Below are 13,295 nucleotides of genomic sequence, written 5' to 3' on the forward strand. Positions count from 1 at the left end.
AGCCTCACATCCGGAAGACGCCGAAGCCGCCGCGGGCGCCCTCGTACGGAGCCGTGTGGACGGCCGACAGACACAGGCCGAGAACGGTGCGGGTGTCGCGCGGGTCGATGACTCCGTCGTCGTACAGCCGGCCCGACAGGAACATGGGCAGCGACTCGGACTCGATCTGCTGCTCCACCATCGCGCGCAGGGCGGCGTCGGCGTCCTCGTCGTAGGGCCGTCCCTTCGCGGCCGCCGACTGCCGGGCCACGATCGACAGGACCCCGGCGAGCTGCTGCGGGCCCATCACCGCCGACTTGGCGCTGGGCCAGGCGAAGAGGAAGCGGGGGTCGTAGGCGCGCCCGCACATGCCGTAGTGGCCGGCGCCGTACGACGCGCCCATGAGCACGGACAGGTGCGGGACCTTCGAGTTGGAGACCGCGTTGATCATCATCGAGCCGTGCTTGATGATGCCGCCCTGCTCGTACTCGCGCCCCACCATGTAGCCGGTGGTGTTGTGCAGGAAGAGCAGCGGGATGTCGCGCTGGTTGGCGAGCTGGATGAACTGGGCGGCCTTCTGCGACTCCTCGCCGAACAGGACGCCCCGGGCGTTGGCCAGGATGCCCACGGGGTAGCCGTGCAGCGTCGCCCAGCCGGTGACCAGGCTCGTTCCGTACAGGGGCTTGAACTCGTCGAAGTCGGAGGCGTCGACGATCCGGGCGATCACCTCGCGCGGGTCGAACGGAGTGCGCAGGTCCCCCGGGACGATGCCCAGGAGCTCCTCCTCGTCGTACCGGGGAGGTACGGCCGGACCGGGGTCCTGGTGGGCCTTGCGGTGGTTGAGGCGGGCCACGACGCGCCGGGCCTGCCGCAGGGCGTCCCGCTCGTCGACGGCGAAGTAGTCGGCGAGTCCCGACACGCGCGCGTGCATCTCCGCGCCGCCCAGCGACTCGTCGTCGCTCTCCTCGCCGGTGGCCATCTTCACCAGGGGCGGCCCGCCGAGGAACACCTTCGCCCGCTCCTTGACCATGATCACGTGGTCGGACATGCCGGGGATGTACGCGCCTCCCGCGGTGGAGTTCCCGAAGACCACGGCGACGGTCGGGATCCCTGCGGCGGAGAGCCGGGTCAGGTCGCGGAACACGGCCCCGCCCGGGATGAAGATCTCCTTCTGCGAGGGCAGGTCGGCCCCGCCGGACTCCACCAGGCTGATGCAGGGCAACCGGTTGGCGAGGGCGATGTCGTTGGCGCGCAGGGCCTTCTTCAGGGACCAGGGGTTGCTGGCGCCGCCGCGCACGGTCGGGTCGTTCGCGGTGATCAGACATTCCACGCCCTCGACGACGCCGATGCCGGTGACGAGGGACGCGCCGACCGTGTAGTCGCTGCCCCAGGCGGCCAGCGGCGACAGTTCCAGGAACGGCGTGTCGGGGTCCAGGAGCAGTTCGATGCGCTCGCGGGCGAGGAGCTTGCCGCGTGCGCGGTGCCGGGCGACGTACTTCTCCCCTCCCCCCGCCAGCGCCTTCGCGTGCTCGGCGTCGAGGTCGGCGAGCTTGGCCAGCATGGTCTCGCGGTGCGCGCGGTAGTCGGGGCCGTGGGTGTCCAGGGTGGACGTGATGACCGTCAAAGGAGGGCCTCCGGGATGTCCAGGCAGCGGGAGCGCAGCCATTCGCCGAGCGCCTTGGCCTGCGGGTCGAAGCGGTGCTGGGCGGCCACGCCGGCGCCGAGGAGGCCCTCGACGACGAAGTTCAGGGCGCGCAGCCGGGGCAGGGCGTGGCGGGTGACGGTCAGCGTCCGGCACTCGGGTAGGAGCTGCCGGAACCGGTCGGTCGTCAGCTCGTGGGCGAGCCAGCGCCAGGCCTCGTCCGTGCGGGCCCACACCCCGACGTTGGCGTCCGAGCCCTTGTCCCCGCTGCGGGCGCCGACGACGAGCCCGAGGGGGGCGCGCCGTACGGGCCCCGGGGGCAGCGGCTCCGGCAGGTCCTCCTGCTCCGTCGGCTCGAGTACGCGGGTGCCGGCGGCCGGGGGGACGGGCAGGCGACGGCCGTCGTCGAGGACGGCGACGTGCTCGACGTCGCCCTGGGGGACGTACGCGGCCTCGAACACCCCGTAGGGGGAGCCCTTTCCGGGCGGGGCGAGCACATGGAAGCCGGGGTAGCTCGCCAGCGCCAGTTCGATGGCGGCTCCGCTCAACGCACGTCCCACGACCGTCTGTTGCGGGTCGCGCACGACGAGCCGCAGCAGCGCGCTCGCGGTCTCCTCGGTGCCCGCGTCCGGCCGGTCGGTGCGCACGAGCTCCCAGCGGACCTCCTCCGGACGGGACTTGGCGAAGGCGTCCGCCATCTGCTCCCGCACCAGTGCGGCCTTGGCCTCGATGTCGAGACCGGTGAGCACGAAGACGACCTCGTTGCGGAAGCCGCCGAGCCGGGTGCGGCCGACCTTGAGCGTCGGGGGCGGGGCCTCGCCGCGCACGCCGTGGATCCGCACCCGGTCCGGGCCGTCCTGGGCGAGCCGCACGGAGTCCAGACGGGCGGTGACGTCGGGCCCGGCGTACCGGGCGCCGGCCGTCTCGTACAGCAGCTGGGCCGTGACCGTGCCGACGTCGACGAAGCCGCCGGTGCCGGGGTGTTTGGTGATCACGCAGCCGCCGTCGGCGTGGATCTCCGCGAGGGGGAAGCCGGGCCGCCGGACGTCGCGGCCGCCGCCGTCCTCGGCGAAGAAGGCGTAGTTGCCGCCGGTGGCCTGCGTCCCGCACTCCAGCACGTGACCGGCGACGACGGCGCCCGCGAGCCGGTCGTACTGCGTCGTCTCCCAGCCGAAGTGGGCGGCGGCGGGGCCGGTCACGAGAGCCGCGTCGGTGACCCGCCCGGCGACGACGACGTCCGCGCCCTCGCGCAGACACGCGGCGATGCCGAAGCCGCCGAGGTAGGCGTGCGCGGTGAGGCTGTCCGGGTACCGGGGGCCGAGGTCGTCGCCCTCGACATGCGCGACGCGCACGGGGACGCCCAGCCGGTCCGCCAACCGCCGCACGGCGTCGGCGAGTCCGCGGGGGTTGAGACCGCCGGCGTTGGTGACGATCCGCACGCCGCGGTCGTGGGCGAGGCCGAGGCACTCCTCCAGCTGGCGCAGGAAGGTGCGGGCGTACCCGGCGGCCGGGTCCTTCAACCGGTCGCGCCCGAGGATGAGCATGGTCAGCTCGGCGAGATAGTCGCCGGTGAGGACGTCGAGCTCGCCGCCGGTGAGCATCTCGCGCAAGGCGTCGAAGCGGTCGCCGTAGAACCCGGAGGCGTTCCCGACGCGGAGCACGCTCACGACGCCGGCCCTTTCGGCTCCTTCGGCTCCTTCGGTTCGTTCGGTTCCTTCGGCGGGCGGCCGCTGCCGGGCGGGCCGGCGAAGGCCTGGGCGACGTCCAGCCAGCGGTCGGCGTCGGGGCCCTCGGCCCGCAGGGCGAGGTCGTCGCGGTGGGCGCGCTGGGTGACCAGGAGGCAGAAGTCGAGGGCGGGGCCGGTGACGCGGTCCGTGGCGTCCTCGGGTCCGAACGTCCACAACCGGCCCGAAGGGCTGCGGAGTTCGACGCGGAACTCCTCGAACGGCGTGGGCAGTCCGTGCACGCCGAAGGCGAAGTCACGGGTACGGACGCCGAGGCGGACGATGTGCCGGAGCCGGTCGGTGGGCACGGGCGCCGTGCCCAGCGCGTCCGCCACGTCCAGCCCGTGCGCCCAGGTCTCCATGAGGCGGGCGGTGGCCATGGAGGCGACGGCCATCGGCGGGCCGTACCAGGGGAAACGCGCCCCGGCCGGCGCTTCCCGCAGCGCCTTGTCCAGAGCCTCGCGCCCGGTCCGCCAGTCCGCGAGCAGCTGTGCGGGGGGCTTGCGCGCGCCCTCCTCGGCGCCGTTGTCGACGAAGTCCCCGGGGGCGGCCAGCGCCTTCTCGACCTCGCGGGCGAAGGCGTCCTGGTCGGTCACGGCCAGCACGGAGGAGTGGTCGGTCCAGGCGAGATGCGCGATCTGGTGGGCGACGGTCCAACCGGTGGCGGGGGTCGGGAGCGTCCATTGCTCCGGCCTCAACTCGGCCACGAGCCGGTCGAGTTCGTCGCTTTCGGCACGGAGGTCGTCGAGCACGGGGGTCGGGTCGGCCATGGGGTGGAGCATGGCAGCGCCCCAATAAACAATCAAGCATGCTTGCATGAATTTCTGCGAGGGCCGCGCCCCCGCTCGGAGCTCGCTCGGCGTTTCCCGTCAGCGCTCCCGCGCCTGGCTCGGTGTTTCCGCGACAGCGTGTCCGCGTCAGCGCTCCCGGCCCGTCTCGGCGTGTCCGCGTCAGCGCTCCCGGCCTCGCTCGGCGTGTCCGCGTCAGCGCTCCCGGCCTGTCTCGGGGTTTCCCGCGTCGGCGTGCCGCGCCCGGCTCACGCCTCCGGTGTCGGCGTCTTCGCGCGGCCCGCCTGGGTGCGGACCGCGCCCATGCTGGCCGCGATGACCAGGGCGATCGCGGCGGCCTGGGTGGTGGTCAGGGCCTGGTCGAGGACGAGGAAGCCCGCGGCGGCGGCGAGGGCCGGTTCCAGGCTCATCAGGACCGCGAAGGTGGAGGCGGGCAGGCGTCGCAGGGCGAGCAGTTCGAGGGTGTAGGGGAGGACCGAGGAGAGCATGGCCACCCCCGCGCCCAGCCCCAGCGTCACGGGGTCCGCCAGCTTCGTGCCCGACTCCGCGAGCCCCAGGGGGAGGAAGAGCAGCGCACCCACCGCCATCGCCAGCGCCAGACCGTCCGCCTGCGGGAAACGGCGGCCGGTGCGGACGCTGAACACGATGTACGTCGCCCACATGGCGCCGGCCCCCAGCGCGAAGGCGACGCCCACCGGATCGAGGGCGCCGAAGCCCGCGCCGCCCTCTCCGCCGCCCCCGCCGCTGAGCAGGAAGACGCCCGCGAGCGCCAGCGCGGCCCAGACCAGGTTCAGGGCGCGGCGCGAGGCGACGACCGACAGGGCGAGCGGGCCCAGGACCTCCAGGGTCACCGCCGCGCCCAGCGGGATGCGGTCCAGGGCCTGGTAGAAGAGGCCGTTCATCGCCGCCAGCGTGACGCCGAAGACGACCACCGTGCCCCAGTCGGCGCGCGAGTGGCCGCGCAGGCGCGGCCGGCAGACGACCAGCAGGACGACCGCGGCCACCAGCAGCCGCAGCGACACCACGCCCAGGGCGCCCGCCCTCGGCATCAGCGTCACCGCCAGCGCGCCGCCGAACTGCACCGAGACCCCTCCGGCGACCACGAGGCCGACCGGGCCGAGCGAGCCGAACCGGCCCGGGCCTCCCGCGGGGGCGTCGGCCGAGGGTCGCGGTGAGGCGCTGACGGGGGCCGTGGTGGCTGCGCCTGTTGCGTCAGGGGTGGTCACGGGCGGTCCAGGTGTTCGGTTCGGTTCGTTCATCACGATGTACTGCCTGGTCCAGGTTAATGGACCTCGTCAGGTGTGTGAACCCTTTTTGCCTCTGTCTCAGGCTGCGAGACATCGGTCGCGTACGGGGCCGGGCCCGGGCACTGGGGCGCCCGGGAGACGGTCGTCGCCGGCGGGTCCGGAGCCCGGCCGCGTCCGCGCCTCCCCTACGCGGACGCGGAACCGTCCTCGTCCTCCAGCCCTGCCTGCAGCCCGGCATCCGGCCCGGGATCCACTCCCGCCTGCAGCCCGGCCTCCGTTCCCGCCTCCAGCCCCGCTGCCAGCACCTCCGCCAGATGCCTGCCCCGCACCCCCGCCAGCTGCTCGAGCTGCGTGCGGCAGGAGAACCCGTCCGCCAGGACCACCGCCCCCGCCGGGGCGTCCCGCACGGCCGGCAGCAACTGCTCCTCCGCGCAGGCCGCCGACACCTCGAAGTGGCCCTTCCCGAAGCCGAAGTCGCCCGCCAGGCCGCAGCACCCGCCGCTCAGGCCGCCGGTGAGACCCGCGGCCTCGCGCAGCCGCCGCTCCGCCGCGTCGCCCAGGACCGCGTGCTGGTGGCAGTGGGTCTGGCCGACCGCCGGACGGTCGAGCCGGGGCGGCCTCCAGTCGGGGACGTGCCGCTCCAGGACCTCCGCGAAGGTGAGGACGCGGGCGGCGAGACGGGCCGCTCGCGGGTCGTCGTGCAGCAGCTCGGGCAGGTCGGTGCGCAGGGCGGCCGCACAGCTCGGCTCCAGGACGACCACCGGCGCGGCCGTCTCCAGCACCGGCTCCATCAGGTCGAGCGTGCGGCGCAGCACGGTGCGCGCGTGGTCGAGCTGACCGGTGGACACGTAGGTCAGCCCGCAGCAGACCCGGCCCCGGCGGGCGGTCAGCAGCGCGGCAGCGCTCCTCGTGCGGCCGTCGCCCACCGGGCGGCCCCGCATCCGCAGCGTCGGCGGCAGCGCCACCCGCAGGCCCGCCGCCTCCAGCACCCGGACGGCGGCCCGCCCCACGGACGGCGAGAGGAACTCGGTGAAGGTGTCGGGCCACAGCACGACGAGGCCACCCGCACCGTCGCCGGGCTCAGCGCCCGTGCCCGTGCCCGTGCCCGTGTCCGTGTCCGTGCCCGTGCCCGTGTCGGAGGCGGGTCGGCGACGCCACCAGGTGCTGAAGGTCTCCCGGGCCAGGTGGGGGATGTCGCGTTCCGGTGTGATGCCGGCCAGGCGTTTGGCCAGTCCCGCCAGGGGGCGGACGCGGGCCAGTGCGTTCAGCACGGCCGCCGCCCGCAGCCGCGCCGCCCACCGCAGCCACGTCGGCAGCCTGCCCATGCTGTAGTGGGCGGCCGGGCGGCGGCGTCCCTCGTAGTGGTGGTGCAGGAACTCCGCCTTGTAGGTGGCCATGTCGACCCCGACCGGGCAGTCGGAGCGGCAGCCCTTGCAGGACAGGCACAGGTCGAGTGCGTCCCGGACCTCGGTGGAACGCCAGCCGCCGGTCACCAGCTCGCCGGCCAGCATCTCGTGCAGCAGACGGGCACGCCCGCGCGTGGAGTGCTCCTCCCGCCCCGTGGCGCGGAACGACGGACACATCACCCCCGCCCCCGCCGCCGTGGTCGTCCGGCACTTCGCGACCCCCACGCACCGCCGCACCGCCGCCGAGAAGTCGCCGCCGTCGGACGGGTATCCGAAGGCGACGTCCACCGGTTCGCGGGGCAGGACGGAGAAACGCAGGCCGGCGTCGAGGGGCGCGGGCCGCACCAGCATCCCCGGGTTGAGCAGGTCGTCCGGGTCCCAGACCCCCTTCGCCCGCTCGAACAGCGCGACCAGTTCCGTCCCGTACATGCGCGGCAGCAGTTCGGCGCGGGCCTGCCCGTCGCCGTGTTCGCCGGAGAGCGAGCCGCCGTGCGCGACGACCAGTTCGGCCAGTTCCTCGGAGAAGCGGCGGAAGCGGCCGATACCGGCCGGTGTCAGCAGGTCGAAGTCGATGCGGACGTGGATGCAGCCGTCCCCGAAGTGCCCGTACGGGGCGCCGCGCAGACCGTGCCGCGCGAGCAGCCCCCTGAAGTCGCGCAGGTACGCGCCGAGCCGGGCCGGCGGCACCGCGCAGTCCTCCCAGCCGGGCCAGGCCTCGGAGCCGTCCGGCATCCGGGTCGCCGTCCCGCTCGCGTCCTCCCGGACGCGCCACAGCGCCCGCTGCCCGGCCGGGTCCCTGACCACCCGCGCGTCCACGACGTCCGCCGCGCGCACGATCGTCTGCGCACGCGCGCGTGCCTCGCCCTCCGACTCGCCGCCCGTCTCGACGAACAGCCACGCCCCGCCGCGCGGCAGTCCGGACGTTCCCGGGGGCACCAGGTCGGCGGCCATCCCCTCCACCGTGAGCGGCCCGTACGGCAGCAGCCCGGCCGCGGCCTCGGCGGCGGCGCCCTCGTCGGCGTACCCGAGCACCGCGAGCGCACGCGCGCGTGGCGCCTCGACGAGCCGTACGACGGCCTGGGTCAGCACGCCCAGGGTGCCTTCGCTGCCGCAGAAGGAGCGGGCGACGTCCGCGCCGTTCTCCGGCAGCAGCGCGTCCAGCGCGTAACCGGAGATACGGCGGGGCAGCTCGGGAAAGCCGGTGCGCAGCCGGGCGAGCTCACCGTCCACCAGGGCACGCAGCCCGTCCGGTGCTCCCGCCCACCCCCGGCCGAGCCGCAGCCGCCGCCCGCGCCCGGTGACGACGTCCAGCTCGCGCACGCTGTCCGCCGTCGTCCCCCAGGCCACCGAGTGGGAGCCGCACGAGTTGTTGCCGATCATCCCGCCGAGCGTGCACCGGCTGTGGGTGGAGGGGTCGGGCCCGAAGCGCAGCCCGTGCGGGGCGGCGGCCTCCTGGAGCCGGTCGAGCACCAGCCCCGGCTGGACGACGGCCGTGCGCGTCCGCGGGTCCAGCGAGACCAGCCGGTTCATGTGCCGGGTGAAGTCCAGCACGACGCCCGTCCCCGTGGCCTGTCCCGCGATCGACGTCCCGCCGCCCCGCGCCACCACCGGCGTGCCGTGCGCCCGGCACACCTCCAGCACGGCCGCCACGTCGTCCTCGTCCCGGGGCGCGACCACCCCGAGCGGGACACGCCGGTAGTTGGAGGCGTCCATGGTCACGAGCGCCCGGGAGGTGACGTCGAAGCCGACGTCACCCCGGACGGCCTTGCGCAGTTCGGCCTCGAGATCCGTCATGGCTTCAGCAAACCAGCAAGCGCCCGCGCCTTCAGCCCCTCCGGGTGCGCCTCCGCACGTTCAGCCCCCGGGTGCGCCTCCGCAGCTTCTGCCCGCCGGGTGCACCTCCTGCGCCGACACGCACTCGTCTCATCCGACGGACTTCGTTTCACCCAGGTTTCCCCCACCGGCTAACCTCCCTTCCGTGGCTGAGATCCGGATTCCTTCTGACATCAAGCCCGCCGACGGTCGATTCGGCGCGGGCCCCTCCAAGGTGCGGGTGGAGGCGCTGGACGCCCTGGCCGCCACCGGTACGTCCCTCCTCGGCACCTCGCACCGCCAGGCCCCGGTGAAGAACCTGGTCGGTCAGGTGCGCGAGGGCATCTCCGAGCTGTTCTCCCTCCCCGAGGGCTACGAGGTCGTCCTCGGCAACGGCGGCTCCACCGCGTTCTGGGACATCGCGACGCACGGCCTGATCGAGAACAAGTCGCAGCACCTCACCTTCGGTGAGTTCAGCTCGAAGTTCGCGAAGGCCGCCAAGCTCGCGCCGTGGCTGGCCGAGCCCACCGTGATCTCCTCCGAGCCCGGCACGCACCCCGAGCCGGCGGCCGAGGCGGGCGTCGACGTCTACGCCTTCACCCACAACGAGACCTCCACCGGCGTCGCCGCCCCGCTGAAGCGGGTCCAGGGCGCCGACGAGGGCGCGCTGGTCCTGGTCGACGCGACCTCCGGCGCCGGCGGCCTCCCGGTCGACATCGCCGAGACGGACGTCTACTACTTCGCCCCGCAGAAGTCCTTCGCCTCCGACGGCGGTCTGTGGATCGGCGTGTTCTCCCCGGCCGCGATCGAGCGCGCCGAGCGGATCCACGCGTCCGGCCGTCACATCCCGGAGTTCTTCAGCCTGCCGACGGCGATCGACAACTCCCGCAAGAACCAGACGTACAACACGCCGGCCCTCGCCACCCTCTTCCTGCTGAACCAGCAGCTGGAGTGGATCAACGGCCAGGGCGGCCTGGACTGGTCGGTGCGCCGCACCGCCACCTCCGCGCGCACGCTGTACGGCTGGGCCGAGGACGTCAAGTACGCGAACCCGTTCGTCGCCGACCCGGCCAAGCGCTCCCAGGTCATCGGCACGATCGACTTCACGGACGACGTGGACGCGGCCGCCGTCGCCAAGGTCCTGCGCGCCAACGGCATCGTCGACACCGAGCCCTACCGCAAGCTCGGCCGCAACCAGCTGCGCGTGGCGATGTTCCCGGCGATCGACCCGGCGGACGTCGAGGCGCTCACGAAGTGCGTCGACTACGTGATCGACAAGCTCTGACCGCTTCCGTACGCAGGTGAAGGGCGCCCGGCGATCGCCGGGCGCCCTTCACGTCGTCCGTTCGGCGGCAGGTCGGTCAGCCGCGGAAGCCGAGCAGCCCGTGCAGGGTGTCGGCGGGTGCCCCGGTGGCCGGCTGTCCGGCGGCCAGGGCGGAGGCCGCGGCGGCCGCCGGCTTGGGGTCGGCGGTCTTCTTGCAGACCGCGTCGGCCACACCGCTGCCGCGCGGCACGGTGCCGTCGGTGAGGTACTTGGCCAGGTACGTGTCCAGGCAGGCGTTGCCGCTCAGCGTGATGCCGTGGTTGCCGCCGCCCTGCTCGACCACCAGGCTGGAGTGCTTGAGCAGACGGTGGACCGCGACGCCGCCCTGGTAGGGGGTGGCCGCGTCCTTCGTCGCCTGGAACAGCAGCACCGGCGGGAGCTTGCTGTTGGCGACGTTCACCGGCTTCATCGGCTTGGTGGGCCAGTACGCGCAGGGCGCGTTGTACCAGGCGTTGTTCCAGGCCATGAACGGGGCCTTCTCGTACACGGCCCAGTTGTCCTTGCGCCACTGGTTCCAGTCGCGCGGCCAGGAGACGTCACGGCACTGCACGGCGGTGTAGACGCTGTAGCCGTTGTCGCCGGAGGCGTCGATGGCCGCGATGCCCTCGTACGCCTTGACGAGCGGGGTGGCGTTCTTGTCGTTCACGTAGGCGGCGAACGCCGTGGCGAGGGTGGGCCAGTAGCCGTTGTAGTAGCCGCCGGGGATGAAGGTGTCCTCCAGCTCGGAGGCGCCCACCTTGCCGCCGGCCGGCTTCTTGGCCAGTTCCGCCCGCATCGCGTACCACTTGGCCTCGATCTTGGCCGCGTCGGTGCCGAGCTTGTACGTGCTGTCGTACTTGGCGATCCACGCCATCAGCGCCTTCTGGCGGGCGTCGAAGGCGTAGTCCTGCGAGATGTTGGCGTCGTACCAGACCCCACCGGGGTCGACGATCGAGTCCAGCACGAAGCGGCGCACCCGGGTCGGGTAGAGCTTGGCGTAGACCTGACCCAGGTAGGTGCCGTACGAGTAGCCGAAGTAGTTGATCTTCTGGGCGCCGAGCGCCTTGCGGATCGCGTCCATGTCCTTCACGGCGTTGACCGTGTTGATGTACGGCAGGACGTCCGCGTACTTGGTGCCGCAGGCCTTGGCGAAGGACTTGGCGCGCTCGAGGTTGGCCTTCTCGATCGCGTGCGTGCTGGGCACGGAATCCGGGCGGACCGGGTTGAAGTGGCCGGGCTTGCAGTCCAGGGCGGGCTTGCTCTGGCCCACGCCCCGCGGGTCGAAGCCGATGACGTCGTACTGGGACGCGACCGCCTTGGGCAGCGAGGACGCGACGAAATCGGCGAGGGACAGACCGCTGCCGCCGGGGCCGCCGGGGTTGACCAGCAGCGGGCCCTGGTACTTGCGCGCGGTGTGCGGGACACGGGACAGGGCGAGGGTTATCTTCCGGCCCTGCGGCTTGGCGTAGTTCAGCGGCACCTTGACCGTCGCGCACTGCAGGGTCGGAGCGTCCTCCGTGGCGCACTTCTTCCAGGTCACCTTCGGCGCCTGGGCGGCCTGCGCGGACTGGGGCGTGGTGGCCTCGGCCGGGACGGCCGTGAGCGACCCGGCCAGCACGACGGTCGCGCCGCACAGCACGGCTGTGCTTCTTCTCATGAAGTTCCTTCACACCATGGGGGGTTCGGTAGGACCGGAAGGTTCGCGATCCTGGCCGGATCTTTCCGGAGAAGCGCGGCTCCACGAAGCATTTCGACCGAAGATTTTGAACTTCTTTGAGTCACGGGCCACTTACGACGGGGTGCCCGGTGATCGGTCCACCGGGCACCGCTGTCACGCCGCCGTGCAGCTCACGCTCGGCGCACCCCCGCCCCCGGGCGCGCCCCCGAAGCCGAAGCCGGCCGAACCGCCCGCCGGGACCGCTCCGTTGTGGGCGGCGTTCACGGCCGTCACCGTCGCGCCGGTCTGCGTGTACGAGGCGTTCCACATGTTCGTGATCTTCTGCGAGCCGCTCCAGGTCCAGCTCACCTTCCACGAGCTGATCGCGGCCGTACCCGTGTTGGTCACCTTCACCTCGGCGTTGAAGCCGCCGCCCCAGTCGCTGCTGACGGTGTAGGAGGCGGTGCAGGCGGCCGTGCTCCCGCCGCCACCGCCACCGCCGCCCCCACCGCCGCCGCCTCCGCCGCCCGGGAAGCCCGGCGCCTTGACGCTCGCCAGGTACCCGTCCTTCACGGTGTCCACGGTCTGCCAGTCGTCCTTGAGGATCCCGCCGGTGTCACCGGAGTTGGGGTTCCAGGACCAGAAGGTCCAGTGGAAGGAGTCGGCGCCGTACGTCGAGGTCGGCCGGAGGTAGCTCACCAGCGCCGCCAGCCACTTCTGGTCGACGGTGGCCTGCAGCGTCGTACCGAACTCGCCCACCCACACGGGCGCGATGTTCTGCTTGAAGATGTAGCCCCAGTACTTGTCCCAGATCCCCGGCATGTTGGCGGGGAAGGAGGGGTCGCTGAACCAGCTCTGCTGGGCGACGCTGGTGGCGTAGTCGTGGGCGGAGTACACGACCCGGTTCGGCACGTTCAGCTGCACCGGGTACTGGCCGACGCCCATCAGGTTGCCGCCCCACCAGCCGGACACTCCGTTGAAGGTCTGCACGCCCTCCACGAAGATCAGCAGGTCGGGGTTGGCGGACAGGACGGCGTTGCCGGCGCGCTGCGCGGCCAGCCGCCAGTCCGTCGCCGTGTCCCCGCATCCCCAACAGGCGGGATCGTGCGGCTCGTTGTGCAGGTCGATGCCGACGACGGCGTCCTGGCCCCGGTAACGGGTGGCCAGGGCCTTGAGGTTGGTGATCCACGTCGACTCGGGCACGGCGGAGGTGTACCAGAGCGCCGACTGCCCGGCGGAGTCCGGGCGGTGCCGGTCGAGGATGACCTTCAGACCGTCCGAACCGGCGTACGCGACGATCCGGTCCAGGATCTGCAGCGAGTTCAGACCCTGCAGGTCGGCGTTCTTGCCGCCGGAGAAGTCGATGCTGTTGGGGACGGTCGTGCTCTTGAAGATGTCGTCGCTGTACGGGATGCGGAGCGTGTTGTAGCCCAGCGACCTCATCTGGTCGATCATGCTCTTGTAGTCACGGGACCACAGGCCGTGCGGGACGTAGTTGGCGGTCTCGAAGCCGAACCAGTTGATCCCGGCGATCCGGACCGGCTGCCCGGCGGCGTCCAGGATCTGACGGCCGCTGGTGTGCCAGTACCCGGCTCCGGCGTCTGCCGCGTGGGCCGTCTGCGCGCCGGCGCCCAGCGGTATCAGGAGCGCGGCGGCGACCGCGCACAGCACTCTTCGCAAGCTGCGGAACATCTCGCTGCTTCCTCTCGGGAGGCGCGGGCCCGGAACTTATGGGAG

General features: G+C 72.8%; 8 protein-coding genes. 1 reads left to right on the forward strand and 7 read right to left on the reverse strand.

The window, feature by feature from the left end; genetic code table 11:
* Positions 1-4: 4 nt before the first annotated feature.
* The 5 genes from ACZ7DE_RS16500 to ACZ7DE_RS16520 form a co-directional block, all read right to left on the reverse strand.
* On the reverse strand, positions 5-1,603 hold the full coding sequence (locus ACZ7DE_RS16500) for an acyl-CoA carboxylase subunit beta (protein ID WP_470761678.1): 1,599 nt from the start codon (positions 1,601-1,603) through the stop codon (positions 5-7).
* A complete protein-coding gene (locus ACZ7DE_RS16505; protein ID WP_470761680.1) occupies positions 1,600-3,288 on the reverse strand; it encodes an acyclic terpene utilization AtuA family protein in 1,689 nt (562 codons plus the stop codon). The genes ACZ7DE_RS16500 and ACZ7DE_RS16505 overlap by 4 nt, the downstream gene beginning before the upstream one ends.
* Positions 3,285-4,115, reverse strand: coding sequence for a TIGR03084 family metal-binding protein (locus tag ACZ7DE_RS16510; RefSeq protein WP_470761681.1), 831 nt, complete (start codon positions 4,113-4,115; stop codon positions 3,285-3,287). The genes ACZ7DE_RS16505 and ACZ7DE_RS16510 overlap by 4 nt, the downstream gene beginning before the upstream one ends.
* Positions 4,116-4,381: 266 nt before the next feature.
* A complete protein-coding gene (locus tag ACZ7DE_RS16515; RefSeq protein WP_470761683.1) occupies positions 4,382-5,359 on the reverse strand; it encodes an EamA family transporter in 978 nt (325 codons plus the stop codon).
* Between the two features lie 206 nt (positions 5,360-5,565).
* Positions 5,566-8,580 carry an FAD-binding and (Fe-S)-binding domain-containing protein gene (locus ACZ7DE_RS16520; protein WP_470761684.1) on the reverse strand — a complete coding sequence of 1,005 codons (3,015 nt, stop codon included), beginning with the start codon at positions 8,578-8,580 and terminating at the stop codon, positions 5,566-5,568.
* Between the two features lie 184 nt (positions 8,581-8,764).
* Here ACZ7DE_RS16520 and serC point away from each other — a divergent pair, with 184 nt between their 5' ends.
* Positions 8,765-9,883, forward strand: a complete 1,119-nt coding sequence (gene serC, locus ACZ7DE_RS16525) for a phosphoserine transaminase (protein ID WP_470761686.1) — start codon at positions 8,765-8,767, stop codon at positions 9,881-9,883.
* A gap of 76 nt (positions 9,884-9,959) precedes the next feature.
* Here serC and ACZ7DE_RS16530 read toward each other — a convergent pair whose 3' ends face one another.
* Together ACZ7DE_RS16530 and ACZ7DE_RS16535 are read right to left on the reverse strand one after the other, a co-directional pair.
* The gene (locus tag ACZ7DE_RS16530) at positions 9,960-11,558 is read right to left on the reverse strand and encodes an alpha/beta hydrolase (protein WP_470761687.1); all 1,599 of its coding nucleotides are present in this window, start codon (positions 11,556-11,558) and stop codon (positions 9,960-9,962) included.
* A gap of 174 nt (positions 11,559-11,732) precedes the next feature.
* On the reverse strand, positions 11,733-13,250 hold the full coding sequence (locus tag ACZ7DE_RS16535) for a cellulase family glycosylhydrolase (protein ID WP_470761689.1): 1,518 nt from the start codon (positions 13,248-13,250) through the stop codon (positions 11,733-11,735).
* Positions 13,251-13,295: the final 45 nt, after the last annotated feature.

Source organism: Streptomyces sp. NPDC037083 (assembly GCF_055606485.1).